Annotated in this window: 15 protein-coding genes and 1 tRNA gene; 6 read left to right on the top strand and 10 right to left on the bottom strand. The window is 63.7% G+C overall.

Annotated elements, in window-relative coordinates; genetic code table 11:
- The first annotated feature begins 46 nt into the window (after positions 1 to 46).
- Positions 47 to 1,258, top strand: coding sequence for an MFS transporter (locus K359_RS0131425; RefSeq protein WP_035977453.1), 1,212 nt, complete (start codon positions 47 to 49; stop codon positions 1,256 to 1,258).
- Positions 1,259 to 1,379: 121 nt separating this feature from the next.
- On the opposite strand, the gene lon is transcribed toward K359_RS0131425, so the two are convergent.
- The 5 genes from lon to K359_RS0131400 form a co-directional block, all read right to left on the bottom strand.
- On the bottom strand, positions 1,380 to 3,809 hold the full coding sequence (gene lon / locus K359_RS0131420) for an endopeptidase La (protein ID WP_029082874.1): 2,430 nt from the start codon (positions 3,807 to 3,809) through the stop codon (positions 1,380 to 1,382).
- Positions 3,810 to 4,130: 321 nt separating this feature from the next.
- Positions 4,131 to 5,405: an ATP-dependent Clp protease ATP-binding subunit ClpX gene (gene clpX, locus K359_RS0131415; RefSeq protein ID WP_029082873.1), complete on the bottom strand. Its 1,275-nt coding sequence runs from the start codon at positions 5,403 to 5,405 to the stop codon at positions 4,131 to 4,133.
- A 467-nt stretch (positions 5,406 to 5,872) separates the two neighbouring features.
- Complete coding sequence (locus K359_RS0131410) at positions 5,873 to 6,508, bottom strand: ATP-dependent Clp protease proteolytic subunit (RefSeq protein WP_029082872.1); 636 nt, start codon at positions 6,506 to 6,508, stop codon at positions 5,873 to 5,875.
- A gap of 198 nt (positions 6,509 to 6,706) precedes the next feature.
- Positions 6,707 to 8,068 (bottom strand): trigger factor, encoded by a 1,362-nt coding sequence (gene tig / locus K359_RS0131405; RefSeq protein WP_029082871.1) that lies wholly within the window; start codon positions 8,066 to 8,068, stop codon positions 6,707 to 6,709.
- Between the two features lie 164 nt (positions 8,069 to 8,232).
- Positions 8,233 to 8,317 (bottom strand) — tRNA-Leu (locus tag K359_RS0131400).
- A 134-nt stretch (positions 8,318 to 8,451) separates the two neighbouring features.
- Here K359_RS0131400 and K359_RS0131395 point away from each other — a divergent pair.
- From K359_RS0131395 to K359_RS0131385, 3 genes are all read left to right on the top strand, one after another.
- On the top strand, positions 8,452 to 9,786 hold the full coding sequence (locus K359_RS0131395) for a multicopper oxidase family protein (RefSeq protein WP_084518562.1): 1,335 nt from the start codon (positions 8,452 to 8,454) through the stop codon (positions 9,784 to 9,786).
- Between the two features lie 19 nt (positions 9,787 to 9,805).
- On the top strand, positions 9,806 to 10,891 hold the full coding sequence (locus K359_RS0131390) for an enolase C-terminal domain-like protein (protein ID WP_029082869.1): 1,086 nt from the start codon (positions 9,806 to 9,808) through the stop codon (positions 10,889 to 10,891).
- A 171-nt stretch (positions 10,892 to 11,062) separates the two neighbouring features.
- A complete protein-coding gene (locus K359_RS0131385) occupies positions 11,063 to 11,773 on the top strand; it encodes a hypothetical protein (protein WP_029082868.1) in 711 nt (236 codons plus the stop codon).
- Between the two features lie 30 nt (positions 11,774 to 11,803).
- Here the strand turns inward: K359_RS0131385 and K359_RS0131380 are convergent, their stop codons facing one another.
- Positions 11,804 to 12,586, bottom strand: coding sequence for a tetratricopeptide repeat protein (locus tag K359_RS0131380; protein ID WP_029082867.1), 783 nt, complete (start codon positions 12,584 to 12,586; stop codon positions 11,804 to 11,806).
- A gap of 295 nt (positions 12,587 to 12,881) precedes the next feature.
- Here K359_RS0131380 and K359_RS0131375 point away from each other — a divergent pair, with 295 nt between their 5' ends.
- The gene (locus K359_RS0131375; RefSeq protein ID WP_029082866.1) at positions 12,882 to 13,223 is read left to right on the top strand and encodes a hypothetical protein; all 342 of its coding nucleotides are present in this window, start codon (positions 12,882 to 12,884) and stop codon (positions 13,221 to 13,223) included.
- A gap of 67 nt (positions 13,224 to 13,290) precedes the next feature.
- Here K359_RS0131375 and K359_RS0131370 read toward each other — a convergent pair whose 3' ends face one another.
- Complete coding sequence (locus K359_RS0131370) at positions 13,291 to 14,256, bottom strand: LysR family transcriptional regulator (RefSeq protein WP_029082865.1); 966 nt, start codon at positions 14,254 to 14,256, stop codon at positions 13,291 to 13,293.
- A gap of 101 nt (positions 14,257 to 14,357) precedes the next feature.
- On the opposite strand from K359_RS0131370, the gene K359_RS0131360 reads away from it, so the two are divergent.
- Positions 14,358 to 15,185, top strand: a complete 828-nt coding sequence (locus K359_RS0131360) for an oxidoreductase (protein WP_029082864.1) — start codon at positions 14,358 to 14,360, stop codon at positions 15,183 to 15,185.
- Positions 15,186 to 15,249: 64 nt separating this feature from the next.
- Here the strand turns inward: K359_RS0131360 and K359_RS0131355 are convergent, their stop codons facing one another.
- From K359_RS0131355 to K359_RS0131345, 3 genes are all read right to left on the bottom strand, one after another.
- Positions 15,250 to 16,860, bottom strand: coding sequence for a B12-binding domain-containing radical SAM protein (locus tag K359_RS0131355; protein WP_029082863.1), 1,611 nt, complete (start codon positions 16,858 to 16,860; stop codon positions 15,250 to 15,252).
- A 164-nt stretch (positions 16,861 to 17,024) separates the two neighbouring features.
- Positions 17,025 to 17,492, bottom strand: a complete 468-nt coding sequence (locus K359_RS0131350) for an N-acetyltransferase (protein ID WP_035977452.1) — start codon at positions 17,490 to 17,492, stop codon at positions 17,025 to 17,027.
- Positions 17,467 to 18,966 carry a bifunctional ADP-dependent NAD(P)H-hydrate dehydratase/NAD(P)H-hydrate epimerase gene (locus K359_RS0131345; protein WP_029082861.1) on the bottom strand — a complete coding sequence of 500 codons (1,500 nt, stop codon included), beginning with the start codon at positions 18,964 to 18,966 and terminating at the stop codon, positions 17,467 to 17,469. The genes K359_RS0131350 and K359_RS0131345 overlap by 26 nt, the downstream gene beginning before the upstream one ends.
- Between the last annotated feature and the right edge of the window lie 66 nt (positions 18,967 to 19,032).

The raw sequence follows: 19,032 nt of genomic DNA, 5'->3' as shown, positions 1-19,032 counted from the left end.
CATGGACGCTAAAGTGTTGGACGTTAAAGTATTGGACGCTCAAATCATGGACGCCGAAGTCGATCGCGAAGCCATCCTCGACGCCGGCCCCTGGAAGCGCAACCTGATCGTTTGCGTGGTCGGCTCGTTCACCACCATCGTGGGAATGACGCTGCTGCTGCCGTTCCTGCCGCTCTATGTCGAGCAGCTCGGCGTCACAGATCATGCTGCCATCGTGCAATGGTCGGGCGTCGCCTATGGCGCAACCTTCTTCAGCGCGGCGCTGACGGCACCGCTGTGGGGACGGCTCGCCGATCGTTACGGCCGCAAGCTGATGCTGATCCGCGCCAGCCTCGGCATGGCGATTGCGATGTCGCTGATCGGCATGGCGCACAATGTCTATGAGCTGGTCGGCTTGCGGCTATTGACCGGCCTGCTCGGCGGCTACGCCTCGGGCTCGACCGTGCTGGTCGCGGCGCAAACGCCGAAGGCGCGGTCCGGTTGGGCGATCGGCGTGCTGTCGGCCGGCATCATGGCCGGCAGCCTGGTTGGTCCGTTGATCGGCGGCGTGCTGCCCGGGCTGATCGGCATCCGCGCGACCTTCTTCCTGATCGGCGGCGTCATCTTCATCACCTTCCTCGGCACCACCTTCCTGATCCGCGAGGAGGCACGCCCGAAGACCGCGAAAGGCGCCAAATCGCGCGGCGGCTGGTCGCTGGTCCCGGACAAGCGCCCGGTGGTCGCGATGTGGGGAACGGGCCTGCTCTTGATGATCGCCAACATGTCGATCGAGCCGATCATCACGGTCTATGTCGCTCAGCTGGTCGAGGCGCCGCAGGTGATTTTCGTCGCCGGCCTCGTGATGTCGGCAGCGGCCTTCGGCAGCCTGCTGTCGTCGTCGCATCTCGGCAAGCTCGCCGATCGCGTCGGCCACTGGCGGATCATCATCATCTGCCTGGCGGTCTCGGCATTGCTGCTGATCCCGCAGGCCTTCGTGGTCAGCGGCTGGCAACTGATCCTGCTGCGCTTCCTGATGGGGCTCGCGCTCGGCGGCCTGTTGCCCTGCATCGCCAGCGTGATCCGGCACAACGTGCCCGACGCCGTCACCGGCAGCATGCTGGGCTACTCGATCTCGGCGCAATATGCCGGTCAGGTGATCGGCCCGCTCGCCGGCGGATTCATCGGCGGCCATATCGGCATGCGCGCGGTGTTTTTGGGAACCAGCGTGCTGATGGCGCTCGGGGCGATCGGCAATTTCGTCGTCGAGAAGAAGAAGTAGTCCGGCGCCCGCCCCGCTCCCGGTGGCGACTGAGGCCGTCTGCTTCCTGACCCCACTTGCAAGCAACCAAAACAAAAACGGCGCCCGAAGGCGCCGTTTTATTATTTCGACTGGAGCTCACTTAGTGCGCCGTCAGGCCGCCGGACGCTTCGTCCGAAGCATCGGGCTTGACGTCGACCTTGCTGGCCTCCTCTTCCCAGACGATCGGCACGGGCACGCGGGTCAGCGCCTTGGCGACGACCTCATCCAGCCGCGAGACCGGAATGATGTCCATGCCGCCCTTGATCGCATCGGATATCTCCGTGAGATCCTTGGCGTTGTCCTCCGGGATCAGCACCGTCTTGATGCCGCCGCGCGCGGCAGCCAGCAGCTTCTCCTTCAGACCGCCGATCGGCAGCACGCGACCACGCAGCGTGATCTCGCCGGTCATCGCGACATCGTGGCGGACCGGAATGCCGGTCATGACCGAGATGATCGCGGTGGCCATCGCCACGCCGGCGGACGGACCGTCCTTCGGCGTTGCGCCCTCCGGCACGTGAACGTGGATGTCACGGCGATCGAACAGCGGCGGCTCGATGCCGTAGACGATCGCGCGCGAGCGGACGTAAGACGCCGCCGCCGAGATCGACTCCTTCATCACGTCGCGCAAATTGCCCGTGACCGTCATCTTGCCCTTACCGGGCATCATGACGCCTTCGATGGTGAGCAACTCGCCGCCGACATCGGTCCAAGCCAGGCCGGTAACGATACCGACCTGGTCCTCTTCGTCGATCTCGCCGTAGCGATACTTCGGAACGCCGAGGAACTCCTCGATATTCGCCTCGGTGACCTTCACCGACTTCTTCTTGGAGATCATCAGCTCCTTCACCGCCTTGCGGGCGAGTGTGGAGAGCTCACGCTCCAGGTTGCGCACACCCGCTTCGCGGGTGTAGCGGCGGATCATCAACAGCAAGGCCGCGTCGTCGATCGACCATTCCTTGGAGTCCAGACCGTGCTTGGAGATCGCGCTCGGGATCAGGTGCTTGCGCGCGATCTCGACCTTCTCGTTCTCGGTGTAGCCGGCGATCCGGATGATCTCCATGCGGTCCATCAGCGGGCCCGGAATATTCAGCGTATTCGCTGTCGTGATGAACATCACGTTGGACAGGTCGTAATCGACCTCCAGGTAGTGGTCGTTGAAGGTCGAGTTCTGCTCGGGGTCCAGAACCTCAAGCAGCGCCGACGACGGATCGCCGCGGAAATCGGCGCCCATCTTGTCGATCTCGTCCAGCAGGAACAGCGGGTTCGAGGTCTTCGCCTTGCGCATCGACTGGATGATCTTGCCGGGCATCGAGCCGATATAGGTGCGGCGGTGACCGCGGATCTCGGCCTCGTCACGCACGCCGCCGAGCGACACGCGCACGAACTCGCGCCCGGTCGCCTTGGCGATCGACTTGCCGAGCGAGGTCTTGCCGACGCCGGGAGGCCCGACCAGGCACAGGATCGGTCCGGTCAGCTTGTTGGCGCGCGACTGCACCGCGAGATACTCGACGATCCGGTCCTTGACCTTCTCGAGCCCGTAGTGATCGGAGTCCAACACCGCCTGCGCGGCCTCGAGGTCCTTCTTGACCTTGGACTTCTTGCCCCACGGGATCGACAGCAGCCAATCCAGATAGTTGCGCACGACGGTCGCTTCCGCGGACATCGGCGACATCTGGCGCAGCTTCTTCAGCTCGTGCTGTGCCTTCTCGCGCGCTTCCTTGGACAGCTTGGTCTTGGAGATCTTCTCCTCCAGATCGGCCAGCTCGTCGCGACCTTCGTCGTCGCCGAGCTCCTTCTGGATCGCCTTCATCTGCTCGTTCAGGTAATACTCGCGCTGGGTCTTCTCCATCTGGCGCTTGACGCGCGAGCGGATGCGCTTCTCGACCTGCAGCACCGAGATCTCGCTCTCCATCAGGCCCAGCACCTTCTCCAGGCGCTGCGTGACGGACAACGTCTCCAGGATGGCCTGACGATCGGCGATCTTGACCGCCAGATGCGAGGCAACGGTGTCGCCGAGCTTGGCGAAATCGGTGATCGCCTGAACCACGCCGACGACTTCGGCGGAGATCTTCTTGTTGAGCTTCACATAGCTCTCGAAGTCGGACACGACCGAACGCGACAGCGCCTCGGCTTCGACCGAGGTGGCGTCAGCGTCGGCGAGCGCGACCGCGGTCGCCTCGTAATACTCGCTGCGATCGGAATACTTCTCGACACGCGCGCGCTCGAGGCCCTCGACCAGCACCTTCACGGTGCCGTCGGGCAGTTTCAGGAGCTGCAGGACGCTGGCGAGCGTACCGGTCTCGTAGATTGAATCGGGTGCCGGATCGTCATCGGACGCGTTCTTCTGCGTCGCGAGCATGATCAACGCGTCGTTCTTCATCACCTCTTCGAGCGCGCGGATCGATTTCTCGCGGCCGACGAACAGCGGCACGATCATGTGCGGGAAGACGACGATGTCGCGGAGCGGCAGCACCGGATAGGAATGGCTTTCGCCGTGGACGATCGTTGGCCGGGGTTTTGAGGTCGTCATGGCCTTATCCTTTTGTTTTGCCCCCTTGCACGCAGTCCGCCTGCTTGCGCAACCGCCACAAGGTGCCTTGGTGATCCGGAAAGAGATTACCGTCAGCAGTCGCTTATTCCGCATCGTAAAGCGACGAATCTCAACACATGAGGTCCCTCGCCGATAGCATTAGGTGGCTATCAGGCCGGGGGGTGTCAAGTCTGAGAAGTGCCCGGAAATTCAGGCTAAACAGGCATTTACTGCGATGCCACAACGGCGCTGCTGGTGCGCCGCAACGGCCGCCGGATTGCCCGGCAGCCCTGCATTTTTGGCGGAAAGAGACGAGCGCTTTTAGGCGCTCGCGCTGCTCTCGACGGCGCGGTCGGAACGATCCGCGTAGATGTAGAGCGGACGCGCCGTTCCCTCGACCACTTCGCGCGAGATCACGACTTCCTCGACGCCTTCGAGGCCCGGGAGGTCGAACATGGTCTCGAGCAGGATGCTCTCCAGGATCGACCGCAGGCCGCGCGCACCGGTCTTGCGCTCGATCGCCCTGCGGGCGACCGCGCCAAGCGCCTCGTCGGCGAAGGTGAGCTCGATGTTCTCCATCTCGAACAGCCGCTGGTACTGCTTCACCAGCGCGTTTTTCGGATCGGTCAGGATCTTCTTCAGCGAGGCCTCGTCGAGGTCCTCCAGCGTCGCGACGACGGGCAGACGGCCGACGAATTCCGGGATCAGGCCGTACTTCAGCAGGTCTTCCGGCTCGACGTGGCGGAAGATCTCGCCGGTGCGGCGATCCTCCGGCGCGAGCACCTGCGCCGCGAAGCCGATCGAGGTCGAGCGGCCGCGCGCGGAGATGATCTTCTCGAGGCCCGAGAACGCACCGCCGCAGATGAACAGGATGTTGGTGGTATCCACCTGCAGGAACTCCTGCTGCGGATGCTTGCGGCCGCCCTGCGGCGGGACCGAGGCCACCGTGCCTTCCATGATCTTCAGCAGCGCCTGCTGGACGCCCTCGCCCGACACGTCGCGGGTGATCGAGGGATTGTCCGACTTGCGGCTGATCTTATCGATTTCGTCGATATAGACGATGCCGCGCTGCGCGCGCTCGACGTTGTAGTCGGCCGACTGCAGCAGCTTCAGGATGATGTTCTCGACGTCCTCGCCGACATAGCCGGCTTCGGTCAGCGTCGTCGCGTCAGCCATGGTAAACGGCACGTCGAGGATGCGGGCCAGCGTCTGCGCGAGCAGCGTCTTGCCCGAACCGGTCGGACCGATCAGCAGGATGTTCGACTTCGCCAGTTCGACGTCATTGTGCTTGGTCTGATGGTTAAGCCGCTTGTAGTGATTGTGGACGGCGACCGACAGCACCTTCTTGGCATGGCTCTGACCGATCACGTAGTCGTCCAGGACCTTGCAAATCTCCTTCGGCGTCGGGATGCCGTCGCGCGACTTCACCAGCGAGGATTTGTTCTCCTCGCGAATGATGTCCATGCACAGTTCGACACACTCGTCGCAAATGAAGACAGTCGGTCCGGCAATCAGCTTGCGAACTTCATGCTGGCTCTTGCCGCAGAACGAGCAGTATAGCGTGTTCTTGGCGTCGCTCGTGCCGACCTTACTCATTCATTATCTCCGTCCGCCGTTCGATCATTTGCCAGATCGACCCAATCCGGCACCAAACCGGAGCTTAAGGGTAGATAGAGCAAATTCCGTACCAAAAAAGAGCCTACGCAATACTGACCGTGCGAATCACGGTTTATTCGAATCTCCGCGATCTCGGCCGGCGCATTACAGCCAACCATGCTGGCACCCGACTATCAAGAATTCGCTAATCGGATGGCCGGCTCAAGACCGTGACAATACCGTGATTTTCAACGATCGCACGTGGAATACGCGCTGAAATCCACGGAACGTTGCGGGATTACCACGCCAGCATAGGAGCACGAAACCGGAACTTTCCGCCCACGCGCATGCACCTGCCGGCGGGTCCGCCCGTCCTGCTTTGCCGGTTATGTGAGGCGTCAATGTGGAGATCACACCGACGCCTCCAGAGGCCTGTTCCGATCAGGCGGCCTTGTCAGGCAGCCGCCTTAGGCAGCCTTGGCCGCCGACGGATCTTCCGGACGCTTGTCGATGACCTTGTCGACGAGGCCGAACGCCTTGGCGTCCTCAGCGGTGAGGAACTTGTCGCGCTCGAGCGCGTCCTCGATCGCCTTGTAGGTCTGGCCGGTGTGCTTCACATAGATCTCGTTGAGGCGCTTCTTGAGATTCAGGATCTCCTGCGCGTGCAGCATGATGTCGGTGGCCTGGCCCTGGAAGCCGCCCGAGGGCTGGTGCACCATGATGCGCGAATTCGGCAGCGAGAAGCGCATGTCCTTCTCGCCGGCCGCCAGCAGCAGCGAGCCCATCGAGGCCGCCTGCCCCGTGCACAGCGTCGACACCGGAGGGCGGATGAACTGCATCGTGTCGTAGATCGCAAGGCCCGACGTCACCACGCCGCCCGGCGAGTTGATGTACATCGAGATTTCCTTCTTCGGATTCTCGGCCTCGAGGAACAACAGCTGCGCGACAGTCAACGTTGCCATGCCGTCTTCCACCGGACCGGTGACGAAGATGATGCGCTCTTTCAGGAGACGCGAGAAAATGTCGTAGGCGCGTTCGCCGCGATTGGTCTGCTCGACGACCATCGGCACGAGGTTCATGTAGGTTTCAACGGGATCGCGCATTGGGACAACCCAGGGGTTAGGGGTGATGCAGAACTTTAAGGCTTAACCCAGATATGGGCCAATTTCCGGCCGACAAGACCGGCACTAGCCATCCGGGCAGGTCGCGGAAGTTCAAGCTGATTCGCATCTGCGCGCATAGCGACGGGATCCGTTGCGAGGCGCGCTTTCGCGGTTCATCATTAACGCGAGGTGCCGGAATTAAGCGGCAGTTTTCTCGGCATCTTCATCCTTGAACAGCTCATCCTTGGTGACCTTCTTCTCGGTCACAGTGGCGAGCTCGAGGACGAAGTCGACGACCTTGTCCTCGTAGATCGGGGCGCGGAGCTGGGCCAGCGCCTGGGCGTTGCTGCGGTAATAATCCCAGACTTCCTTCTCGCGGCCGGGCATCTGGCGCGCGCGCTCGATCACGGCCCGCGACACCTCGTCGTCGGTCACCGTGATCTTGTTCTTCTCGCCGATCTCCGACAGCACGAGGCCGAGGCGGACGCGGCGGTCGGCTATCTTGTGGTACTCCTCCTTGGCCGCATCCTCGGTGGTGTTCTCGTCGGCAAAAGTCTTGCCGGACGAGTCCATCTCGGCCTTGATCGAGTTCCACATCAGCTTGAACTCTTCGTCGACCAGCGACGGCGGCGCCTCGAACTTGTGGCTCTCGTCGAGCCGGTCGAGCAGCGCGCGCTTGACCTTCTGACGGGTCGCGCCGGCGAACTCGGCCGTCAGGCGCTCGCGCGCGGCCTCCTTCAGCTTGTCGAGCGACTCGAGCCCAAGCGTCTTGGCGAACTCGTCGTCGATCGTGGTTTCACCGGGCGCCTCGATCAGGGTCGCGGTGGTCTCGAACTCGGCTGGCTGGCCGGCGAGCTTTTCGTTGAGGTAGTTCTTCGGGAACGGGACCTTCAGCGTGCGGGTCTCGTTGGTGCCGATACCGATCAGCTGCTCCTCGAAGCCCGGGATGAACTGGCCGGCGCCGATCAGGACCTGGATGCCTTCGCCGGTGCCGCCCTCGAAGGCTTCACCGTTGATGGTGCCCTTGAAGCTGATGGTGACACGGTCGCCCTTCTCCGCCTTCGCACCCTCGGCCTTGGCATTATAGGGACGGCTGCCTTCGGCGATGCGCTTGATGGCATCGTCGATGTCGGCGTCGGAGACGTCGACCACCGGCTTCTCGACCGAGAACGACTTGAAATCGGCGAGCTGGATCTGCGGCACCACCTCGATCGCGACCGTGTAGGTCAGGTCGGTCTTGCCGGACAGCAGTTCCTCGACCTCGTCCTTCTCGGTCGGCATCGTGATCTTCGGCTCGCCGGCGAGGCGGAAGCCGCGCTCGGTGAAGATCTCCGTGTTGGTGTCGCGGATGGTCTGGTCGATGGTCTCGGCCATCACCGAGCGGCCATAGATCTTCTTCAGATGCGCCACCGGCACCTTGCCGGGACGGAAGCCGTTGAGACGGACCTTGTCCTTGAGGTCGACCAGCTTGGCGCCCGCCTTGGCATCGAGATCGGATGCCGGAACGCTGATCTTGAATTCGTGCTTCAGTCCCTCGTTGAGGGTCTCGGTGACCTGCATGGTATCAATCTTCTTCCGCTTTTGCCGCGGCCCGAGCGGCCGTTGCAGTGTTCAATCTGTTCGACGCGGAGCCTGGCGGCCTAACGTCTGTGGGTTCGGCGAACCGTCACCCCTTCGGGGCCAAAGGTTCTCCAAGGAATCGTCATGCAAACGCTGTAAGCGCTTGGTGCGGGCGGAGGGACTCGAACCCCCACAACTTTCGTCACTGGAACCTAAATCCAGCGCGTCTACCAGTTCCGCCACGCCCGCGAGAAAAGCATCCAATTCGGCCGCGGTGCCGCGGGCGGCGGGCTTATAACATGCGTCCACCGGTTCGCAGCAAAAAAATGGCCGCTGTGCAGCCCACCCTGCGACCGATCGCGACTGGACAGGCCCACTTGAAAATGGTCCGCATCGGCCGGATGGCAAGTCCCGAATTCCCTCCCGAATTTTCCCTCACCCGGCGCGACCTGATGGCCGCCCTCGGCGCCGCGGCGTTGTGCCCGGCTCTGCCGGCCGCGGGCTCGGCGCAGGGCCGGACGGCGGTCGCGCTGCAGGCCAAAACCGACCACATCCGGCTTCGTCCTGACGGTCCGGAAACGGCGGTCTGGTCGCTGGGCAGCGGCGACCTCCGCTTCAAGCGCGGCGAAGTGCTGGACGTGACGTTTGGGAATGAATTGCCGGTCGCGGCCGCACTCGATTGCCGGGGGCTCGATGGCGTCCCGGCCGCGGAGCCTCTCGCCTCCCGGGCGCCCCTCGCCGCGGGAGCAAAGGATACCTTCCAGCTCCCGCTTCGGCATGCCGGCACCTTCCTGTGCGAGCCGCTGCTCGGCGATGGCGGCACGGCCCCGGCGCGGCCGCGGCCGCTGATCGTGACCGGCACCTCGCCGGTTGCGGTCGATCGCGACGAGGTCTTGCTGATCGAGGAGTGGCGCCTGCGGGGGGATGGGAGCGCAATCCCGCCCGGGGATGATCCAAAAGATAGCTCGGCGATTCAAACAATTAACGGCAAAACCTCATACGAGATCTCGGTACCGGCCAATGCCCGGCTCAGACTTCGCTTTATCAATGGCAGCCAACGCAGCGTGCTGGCGGTCAAGTTGGAGAACCTCGAAGTCCGGGTAATGGCGATCGACGGCCAGCCTGCCGAACCGTTTTCAGCCCGGAACGGCGCGCTGGTGCTGGCGCCCGGAAGCCGCACCGATGTCTTTGTCGATGCGGCCGGGACGCCGGGAACCAGCTTCCCGATCCTGCTGCACGACGGCAAGCAGGCCCGCCCGGTCGGCAGGCTCGCGATCTCGAACGATCCGCCGCTCCGGCCGGCGCCGTTCCCGCCTGCTCCGCCGCTTCCGGCCAACGACATGCCCGCCCAGCTCGACCTCAGGAATGCGGCGCGGTTCGATCTGGCATTGGGCACGCCGACCGAATGGTTCCGGCCGGCCGATTTCAAACCGTCAGCCGCCCCGGCCTTTCAGGCCAAAGCCGGACGGCCGGTGGTGCTGGCGCTGACCAATCGCGGCACGATCGCCAGCGTGTTTCATCTGCACGGCCATCACTTCCGCCTGCTCGACCGGCTCGACGACGGCTGGAAGCCGTTCTGGCTCGACACGCTCGCAGTCGAACCGGGCCAGACCCAGCGCATCGCCTTCCTCGCCGAATATCCCGGCCGCTATCTGATCGAGCAAGTCGCGACCGACTGGGCCGCGCCGCGGCTCGTCCGATGGTACAGTGTCCAGTAACAAGAACGAGGAAACGCCCATGGGCCAGACAGTTGCAGCGATTCGCGGAGTGAAGGCACGAAGCGTCGTGGTGCCGCTCAAGCGCCCCGTGAAGACCGCGTTCGGCGTGATCGATTCCGGCCCGCTGATCCTGATCGATGTCGAGACCGATCAAGGCGTTACCGGCCGCACCTACATCTTCGCTTACAGCAAGCTCACACTTAAACCACTTGTCTATCTGATCGAGGAGATCGGCCGCGAGCTGATCGGCAAGCCGGTCGCGCCGTTCGACCTGATGAAGGCGATGGACGCCAAATTCCGGCTGCTCAGCGCGCAGGGTCTGGTCGGCATGGCCGTGTCCGGGCTCGACATGGCCTATTGGGATGTGCTCGGCCAGCTCGCCGGCCGCCCCCTGGCCGAGCTGCTTGGCGGCTCGGTGAAGCCGATCAAGGCCTATGACAGCTACGGCGCGGTCGATCCCGTTGCCGACGAGCGTGCGCTGCGCCGCTCGCTCGACCAAGGCTTCAAGGGCATCAAGATCAAGGGCGGCGACGGCGACGCCGCCAATGACGAGCGCGTCGTGAAGGGCGTGCGCGCCCTGCTCGGCCCCGACATCGCGCTGATGATCGACTTCAACCAGTCGCTCGATCCAGCGGAGGCCACACGACGCATCGCGCGGCTTGCGCCGTACGATTTGCACTGGATCGAGGAGCCGGTGCCGCAGGAGAGCCTCTCCGGTCACGCAAAAGTCCGCGAGACCTCACCGACCCCGATCCAGGCCGGCGAGAACTGGTGGTTTCCGCGCGGCTTTGCCGAGGCGATCGCGGCCGGCGCATCCGACTTCATCATGCCCGACGTGATGAAGGTCGGTGGCGTCACCGGCTGGATGCAGGTCGCGGGACAAGCCGATGCCGCATCGATCCCGATGTCGAGCCATCTGTTCGCGGAGGTCAGCGCGCATCTGCTCGCGGTGACGCCGACCGCGCACTGGCTCGAATTCCTCGACTTCGCCGGCGCGATCCTCGCAAAGCCCGCCGAGATCACCGATGGCGCGATGACCGCCCGCGGTCCCGGGCTCGGCATCGAATGGAACGAGCCGGCAGTCGCGAAATATTTCGTGAGCTAGCACGCGCCGGTTGGATGGGTGGAGCGCAGCGCTACCCATCAACTGTCTTTCGGCGCGATAAGGTGATGGGTTTCGCTGCGCTCTACCCATTCTACGCGCCCACCATCGATCGATCGTGCGCTTCACCTTTGCGACGTATTCATGTAGGCCGTCAGGACATCGGAGCGCCCCATGTCCAACACCAACAAGCTGACGCTCAAGTTTCGCTGTCCCACGGAGCTTGAAGGCCTGATACCGCCGCCCGTGCCGGCAGCGCAGGGCGTTCCGGACTGGCTCAAGACGATGCCGGCGACCGCCTACTCTTCGATCAACCTGCACGACGAGGACACCATCAAGCGCTGTCCGCCGTTCGTGGATGCGATGACCTGCGGATTCCTGCTGCCGCTGGTTTGCGACCTCAGGGTCGAAAACGGCGAAATCACCTGGGACCAGGACCTGCCGCCGGGAGGCACGCCCGAATTTCCGCGTTCGCCGATCGGCTTCCACGACCCGGGTCAGGTCAGCGGCACGCCGTTGTTTGAAGAAGGCCGCTTCTTCATCAAATTCCACAATCTGTGGACCGTCGAAGCCCCTGAAGGCTACGCCGTCTACTTCACGCATCCCGTCAATCGCTTCGACCTTCCGTTCACCACGCTGAGCGGCCTGGTCAATTCCGACCTTTATGCCGACAACTGGGTGCACTTTCCGGCGTACTGGCACGACCGTAATTTCAAAGGCGTGCTGCCGAAAGGGACTCCGATCGCGCAATGCATTCCAGTCAAGCGCGACAGCTGGTCCGCGCAGGCATCGCCCTTCACCGCGGAGGAAGCCAAACGCGTCGACGAATTCCGCGCTGAGCTTCGGCGAACGCCCAATCTCTACCGGAGAAACTTCCGGGCCTGAGGCGCGGCGAAAGCGTGTCGCAGAAAGCGTTCAGCTCGATTCCACGCCGAGGAATTTCGCCGCCGCGCTCCGGTCGAAGAAGAAGCGGCCATGCGATGATGCGGCCATCACGAATGTCGCGCGGCCCAGCAGTTGCGGCTGGCCACGCGTGACCGAGCGCAACGCCGCCTCACCGGCATTGCGGTCGCCCTGCTCGAGAAGGCAGGTGGCGAGGTGAGCACGGACCGAGCGGTCGTCCGGATACTGCGCGAGCACCTGGCGGAAAGCATCGGCCGCAGCCGCGTAGTCGCCGTGCAGGATCAGGATCCGGCCAAGTTCGTTGACGATGTCAGGGCGTCCCGGCGCGCTGTTGCGGGCGCTGGTCAGGATGCTGAGCGCTTTGCCGAGCTCACCGTTCTCGTGAAACAGGCGTCCCAGGCTGAGCTTCAGGTCGACATTGTCGGGCGCCAGCGCAAGGCCGGATTCGACGATGCCGATGGCGTCGCTACGTTGACCGACCTTGACAAGCTGACCCGCGAGTTCCTGGAACGAGGGAAAATAGGGCGGCCGACGCGCGACCGTGCGGCGCAGTTGCGCGATGCCATCGGCCGCGCGGCCGGCGCCGCACAGCAGGGCGCCAAGCAGGGTCTCGACTTCGCCGTCGTCGCCGCGACGCGCGATCCGTTCCAGCGATCCGATCGCCTCGCCTCCCCGATCCTGTCCCATCAGGGCATGCGCCAGCAGAAGCGCCGCGTTCCTGTCGGTACGGTTGGATTTCAGGATGCTGGCGGCAATCTGCTCGGCCTGAGCAAACTGTCGCGCCCGCAACGCCATTGCGCCTTGTTGCAGCGCCTGAGCGAGGAAATTGTTCTGCGTGGCACTCACGAGCGGGATTCACGGGATGCAAGGGAATGTCGTGGGGCTTTAGCCCGCCTCTTCCCACGCGTCCACCAAAAGTCCCGTGTCAGGGGGAGTTGAGCACTTCGCGAGCCTCCCCGCGCGTCCCCGCCGGAAGCGGAGGGATGATTGGATCTATGCGGGACAAGGATACGGCCGATCTTGTATGGTCGTGGCTGATCGGCGTGCCGCCGAACGAACCTGACACCATGTGACAGATCGGAGAACCAGGATGGCACAGTGCATCGTCATCGTTCAATTCGACCTCCCGAAGCGAACCGAGGAACAAGCCATCAAGGGCGGCATGGGCTCCGCGCCTGTTTATCGAAATCTCGCGACAACAGGGCTGATCCGCAAAGACTATCTCAACGGCGAGACCGGCACCGGCGGTGTTTACCTGTGGGAGACCCGCGCGGCGGCCGAGGCCTGGTTCACCGAGGCCAAGATCGCCGAGCTGACTGAACGGTTCGGAGCCCGGCCGCGGTTGACCTGGTACGACACGCACATCACCGTCGACAACCTCAAGGGCGAGACGCGGGTGAACCAATCCGCGCTGATTTCCGCCGCGGAATGAAAAGACGTCGGGTAGCGCGGCCTCTCGCAAAGTATCGCCCCGAGCGGCCTCGACGGCACCCGGCAGCTCAAGCGCGTTCGCGATGATCGCCCGATGGCTTGGCTGAGGTTGAATGAACCCCGCCCCCCTTGGCGGCCAACTTCGTCTCCTCCCGTATCATGTCGACGAAAGCGCGAAGCCCGGCGGTCATGTGCCGGTGCCGCGGATAATAGAGACGCAAGCCAGGAAATGGCGGCGTCCAGGCGTCCAGCACGGCTCGCAACGTTCCGGCGGCGAGATGCCCGGTTACCCAGAAATCGCTCACGAACGCCAGTCCCACGCCTTCGAGGGCTGCTTCGACCATCAAGCTGTCATTGTCGAGGGTCAGCCTGCCCGGGACATCCAGCACCATCTGCTCGCCGCCGCGCTTTTCGAACTCCCAGTGATAGAGCTTGCCGCTCGGCATCCGTCTGCGAATGCATTCATGGGTGAGCAAATCAAGCGGAGACCGCGGCACCGAACAACGTGCGAAATAGTCGGGCGCGCCAACGACGATGAAGCGCGTTTCCGGGCCGCAGGGAATCGCGACCATGTCCTGCGGCACGGCTTCGGCCAGCCGGATGCCGGCATCGAAACCTTCCGCGACAATATCGATGGGACGTCCTTCCAGGGTCAACTCGACGTTCATGTCAGGATAGTGCCGCAGAAATTTTGCGACGACCGGGCGAAGGATCTGGTGCGCGGCGCGCTCCTTCAGATTGATGCGCAGCGTTCCCGCAGGCGTGTCGCGAAACTCGTTCACATCCTCCATCGCGCCGGCAATCTCGCGCAGCGCGGGACTGACCCTGGCGAGGAAACGCTCTCCCGCTTCCGACAGCGCGACGCTGCGCGTCGTCCGATTGATGAGACGCACGCCAAGCCGCTTTTCCAGCCCGGCGATGGCATGGCTCAACGCCGAGGGCGAGATGCCGAGTTCCGTCGCGGCTGCGCGAAAGCTGCGATGCGCCGAGATCGCGACGACCGCGTTCAGCTCGAAAAGACCGGCATGCTGCATTGTTCGATTTCCTGCATCAGGTCATGTCACTCTATGCCGATTATTGCATTAATCAAACCGACTATATCGAGCCCGCAATCTGGTTCTGAAGGGCATCTCCCATGGCAAAGACTTTCCTCATCACGGGCGTTTCGTCCGGCTTCGGCCGCGCACTGGCCGAGGCCGCATTGCGTGACGGTCATACCGTCACCGGCACCGTGCGCAGCGAGAACGACAAGCAAAAGTTCGAAGCGCTCGGCGCGGGCTTGCACGCGGTGATCCTTGATGTCACCAACTCCGAAGCCATCGCGCCCGCGGTCGCCGAGGTCGAGAACAGGATCGGCGCGATCGACGTTCTGGTGAACAATGCCGGCTATGGCCACGAGGGCATCTTGGAGGAGTCATCGATCGACGATCTGCGGCGCCAATTCGAGGTCAACGTGTTTGGCGCGGTGGCGATGATCCAGGCGGTGCTGCCCTTCATGCGCAAACGACGCGCCGGGCATATCCTCAACATCACGTCGATGGGCGGGATCATCACGATGCCGGGTCTTAGCTACTATCACGGCAGCAAGTTCGCGCTGGAAGGGATTTCCGAGTCCCTTGGCAAGGAAGTCAAGGACCTCGGCATCAAGGTCACCGCGGTCGAGCCCGGCGGCTTCCGCACCGACTGGGCTGGACGATCGATGGTACGAGCAGAACGGTCGATCGCAGACTATGACGCCGTCATCGATCCGATCCGCAAACGTCGTATGGAACTGAGTGGCTGGCAGGTCGGCGATCCCAAAAAGGCCGCGGAGGCGATGCTGAAACTCGCAATGTCGGCCGATCCGCCGGCGCATCTGCTGCTCGGCAGCGATGCCGTGCGGCTGGTCGAGGAAAAAATGAAACTGCTGCAGGCCGAATTCGATGCGTGGAAGAGCGTTTCGCTCTCTACCGACGTTGCCTGAGTTGCATCAGCCGCCCAAGAGTCGAGCGAACTCTGCCGTCCATCAAACGGCATCCTTGAACAACTCACTGCGCAAGCGCAGTGACCCTCACCGGAGGCGCAGCATCCAACTCGGCAATCCGGCGGTCGATCTCACCGGTCACGTGCTTCGAGAACGGCCCGAAGTGCAAGTACAGCGCCATCAGCATCACGATGTAGCGCAGCGCGCCTGGATTGGACTTGGCGACCTCGACAAAGGTCTTCCAGAACGGCTCGCGGACCTCCGGCAGGGTCCGCATGATCTTGTGCACGCCCTCGATGCCGCCAAGCTTTGTGCGCACGTCGCCATCCGGCAGGTCGCGGCGCCGGTCGGAGCGGTCGAGCATGGCGGCAAGCCGCGACAGCCGTCCTGCATATGCCGCCGGGCTGTAGACGTGCCCGAGCACAGCCTTGTAATCCACAAGGATGTCACGAAGAGGACGCTTGGTGTCGAAATTGCAGCCGAGCGTGCATTGGTCGCCGGCCTGCTCGACCTTCATGAGATCATGACCTTCGTGCAGGCGGCCTTCCTGGGCCAGCCGCCGCGTCAGCTGTGTGCCAGGCAGCGCATAGAGCAGTCCAACCATGCAGACTGGAATGCTCGCCTCCTCGATGAAGTCGATCATCGCCTGCGCCATCGAGACTTTCTCGGTATCGAACCCGACGATGAAACCCGCGGTGACGAACATGCCATAGTCGTAGATCTTGTGAACGCTCTCGGCGATGTTGCGCCTGGTGTTCTGCTTTTTCTTCATCTGCACGAGGGTCTCTGGATCCGGGCTCTCAATGCCGACGAAAATTCCGAAGAAGTTCGCGTCCTTCATTGCCTGCAACAGCTCGCTGTCATCAGCGATATTGATCGAGGCTTCGGTCGAGAACTCGAACGGATAGTCGCGCTCTTCCAGCCAGGCCTTGAGCCGCGGCAGCAGGATGCGGAGGTTTTTCTTGTTGCCGATGAAATTGTCGTCGACGAAATCGACATGCCCACGATAACCATGATCGTAGAGCGCTTGTAGCTCCGCGAGAATCTGATCGGGGGTCTTGGTCCGCGGCACGCGACCATACAGCTCAATAATATCGCAGAACTCGCAGGTGAACGGGCAGCCACGCGAATATTGCACGCCAATGAAGAGATAATGATCGAACTTGATCAGATCGTAGCGGGGCATCGGGCTTAGCGTGACGTCGATCTTGAATTTCTCGGCGGTGAACACGCCCTTGCGCTCGCCACGCTCCCAAGCGGCGATGAATTCCGCGATGATATGTTCGGCCTCACCGATCACCTGGAAGTCCGCATCCGCGTAAAGGTGCGGGCTCGAGGAGACATCAGGCCCACCGACGCATACTGGCTTGCCGTTCAGGTGGGCGAGATCGATCAGATGGAGAAAATCAGGCTGCTGATTGAGCATACCGCCGATCATGACGAGATCGGCCCAGTCGAGCTCCGCGTCCGTCAGCTCCGCGTCCGTCAAAGGCTCGGTGTTACGGTTGACGAGACGAATCTCCCAATGCTTCGGCAGCATGGCGGCGACGGTGATCAGTCCGAGTGGCGCCGCCGGATACCTCGCGCCGACGAGTTCGCAAGCTTCCGTGTAGTTCCAGAACGATTCCGGAACGAACTTCGGATAGATCATGAGGACGCGGCAGGGACTCGTCATGTTGCTCCGGTCCGTACCACGCAGCTTCGAGGCTCAAGGGTACATTTGCTCGTCGGTACAGGCATTAAGTGCTCAAAAGGTGGCGGATTGCCAGATGATCTTTCGCCTCACCGTAAACTCCGTCCCGTCCGGGACCTGCCTGCGGTCAGTCAATACGATCGATGTCACTCACCCGCCGGCCCGCGCGTCCAGAGATAACGCACGTCCGGCTCCTTCTCCTCGTTGCGGCAGCCGTCGGTCTGCTCGACCGGCGCAAAGCCGCGCGCCTCGTAGAAGCGCCGCGCCCGCGCATTGCGCTGGAAGGTCCAGAGTTGCAGGCGGTCCGCGCCCTGCCTCGCGATCTCCAGCAGCGCACCGCCGATGCCGCTTCCCCGCACGGCAGGCAGCACGTAGAGCTGCTCGATCCAGTCGTCGCGGAACGCGATCACGCCGCTCATTGCCGTGCCGTCGAAGGCGCCCCACAGCGTGCACGCCGCAAACATCCGTTCGCGGTAGAACCAGCGGTCCTCGTCGGGCGTATGCAGGCCGGCGAGCCACGGCAGCGCGTGATCGAACGCCGCGCGATGCACGCGCGCGGCGGCGTCCATGTCGGCAAGCGCGAGTTGCCTAATACTCAATCCCGAACTCGTCATAGAGGCGGCGGAACACGGCCGGCAGCACCTCGGTGAGATCCTCCGCGATCAGGCCGGGCCCCGCCTCGCTGGCGCCCTCGCCGTGCAACCACACGCCGATGCTCGCCGCCTCGAAGGCCGCGACGCCCTGCGCCAGGAAGCCCGCGATGATGCCGGCGAGCACGTCGCCGGCACCGGCGGTGGCGAGCCACGGCGGCGCGTTGGCGGCGATGGTGGCGCGGCCGTCGGGAGAGGCGATCACCGTATCGGCGCCTTTCAGCAGCACCACCGCGCCGGAACGCTCGGCCGCCGCGCGCACGCGCTCGAGCTTGGAGCGGCCGGGATGCTTGTTGGAGATGTCGCTGAACAGCCGCGGAAACTCGCCGTCATGCGGGGTGAGCACCACCCCAAGGTCGTCGGCGGCCTTGATCGCCTCGAACAGCCGGTCCGGCGTGCCGGCAAAGCTCGTCAGCGCATCGGCATCGAGCACCAGATGCCGCTGTGCCGACAGCGCGGTGTGGACGAAGTCGCGGGTGCGCGCGCTGACGCCGGCGCCAGGTCCGATCACGCAGGCGTTGAGGCGCTTGTCGTCGAGCAACTCGGCGAACTGGATCGGGTTGTCGACCGCGCGCACCATCACCGCGGTCAGCGCCGCCGCGTTGACGGCGAGCGCATCGCGCGGCGAGGCCAGCGTCACGAGGCCGGCGCCGGCGCGCAGCGCCGCGCGCGCGGCGAGCCGCGCCGCCCCGGTCGAGGCGAGATCGCCGGAGACCACGACGGCATGCCCCCTTGCGTATTTGTGGCCGTCGATCCGCGGCACCGGAAACGACCAGCGCCAGACCTGCGGCAGGTTCTCCGCGGTCAGCGGCTTGATCTCGTCGAGCACCTGCGGATCGATGCCGATATCGGCGACGCGGACCCGGCCGCAATACATCCGGCCCGGCAGCAACAGATGCGCCGGCTTCTTGCGGAAAAAGGTGACGGTCTCGGTGGCCTGCACGGCCGCACCCATGACAGCGCCTGATGTACCGTTGATGCCGCTCGGCAGGTCCACCGCCAACACCGGCGTACCGTTGGCGTTGATGGCCGTGATCATCTCCAGCGGATCGCCCTTCACCGGGCGGTTGAGGCCGGCGCCGAACAGCGCATCGATAATCAAGGCCGGCTTGCCGAGCGCCTGCGGGTTGAACGGCAGCACCGGATATTTCCAGCCCTTGGCGGCGAGCGCCGCGTCGCCGTGCAGGCTGTCGCGTTCGCAGAGCAGGATCACCGAGACCTCGCGGCCGCGCGCGGCGAGCTCGGCGGCGGCGACAAAGCCGTCGCCGCCATTATTGCCGCGGCCGGCGACCACGACGATCGGCCCCTCCTCGACCAGCTCCATCGCGGCTTCAGCGACCGCCTGGCCTGCGCTCATCATCAGCGAGAAGCCCGGCGTGCCGGCCGCGATGGTCAGCCGGTCGGCACGCTCCATCTCCGTCGTGGTCAGAACGTCCATGCCGCATCCTCAATCGCTTCGCCTTTTCGAGAGGCAATTCCTGTAACGTTCGCGGGGTTTCTGCTG

The organism is Bradyrhizobium sp. th-b2, from assembly GCF_000426785.1.
Classification (GTDB): Bacteria; Pseudomonadota; Alphaproteobacteria; order Rhizobiales; family Xanthobacteraceae; genus Bradyrhizobium; species Bradyrhizobium septentrionale.
This window is presented reverse-complemented; position numbering and strand designations above follow the sequence as displayed.

Bases quoted from the DNA above. Each gene is read 5' to 3' on its own strand.
- K359_RS0131425 (WP_035977453.1), top strand. From the start codon at position 47: ATGGACGCCGAAGTCGATCGCGAAGCCATCCTCGACGCCGGCCCCTGG.
- lon (WP_029082874.1), bottom strand. From the start codon at position 3,809: ATGACGACCTCAAAACCCCGGCCAACGATCGTCCACGGCGAAAGCCAT.
- clpX (WP_029082873.1), bottom strand. From the start codon at position 5,405: ATGAGTAAGGTCGGCACGAGCGACGCCAAGAACACGCTATACTGCTCG.
- K359_RS0131410 (WP_029082872.1), bottom strand. From the start codon at position 6,508: ATGCGCGATCCCGTTGAAACCTACATGAACCTCGTGCCGATGGTCGTC.
- tig (WP_029082871.1), bottom strand. From the start codon at position 8,068: ATGCAGGTCACCGAGACCCTCAACGAGGGACTGAAGCACGAATTCAAG.
- K359_RS0131395 (WP_084518562.1), top strand. From the start codon at position 8,452: ATGGTCCGCATCGGCCGGATGGCAAGTCCCGAATTCCCTCCCGAATTT.
- K359_RS0131390 (WP_029082869.1), top strand. From the start codon at position 9,806: ATGGGCCAGACAGTTGCAGCGATTCGCGGAGTGAAGGCACGAAGCGTC.
- K359_RS0131385 (WP_029082868.1), top strand. From the start codon at position 11,063: ATGTCCAACACCAACAAGCTGACGCTCAAGTTTCGCTGTCCCACGGAG.
- K359_RS0131380 (WP_029082867.1), bottom strand. From the start codon at position 12,586: ATGGCGTTGCGGGCGCGACAGTTTGCTCAGGCCGAGCAGATTGCCGCC.
- K359_RS0131375 (WP_029082866.1), top strand. From the start codon at position 12,882: ATGGCACAGTGCATCGTCATCGTTCAATTCGACCTCCCGAAGCGAACC.
- K359_RS0131370 (WP_029082865.1), bottom strand. From the start codon at position 14,256: ATGCAGCATGCCGGTCTTTTCGAGCTGAACGCGGTCGTCGCGATCTCG.
- K359_RS0131360 (WP_029082864.1), top strand. From the start codon at position 14,358: ATGGCAAAGACTTTCCTCATCACGGGCGTTTCGTCCGGCTTCGGCCGC.
- K359_RS0131355 (WP_029082863.1), bottom strand. From the start codon at position 16,860: ATGACGAGTCCCTGCCGCGTCCTCATGATCTATCCGAAGTTCGTTCCG.
- K359_RS0131350 (WP_035977452.1), bottom strand. From the start codon at position 17,492: ATGACGAGTTCGGGATTGAGTATTAGGCAACTCGCGCTTGCCGACATG.
- K359_RS0131345 (WP_029082861.1), bottom strand. From the start codon at position 18,966: ATGGACGTTCTGACCACGACGGAGATGGAGCGTGCCGACCGGCTGACC.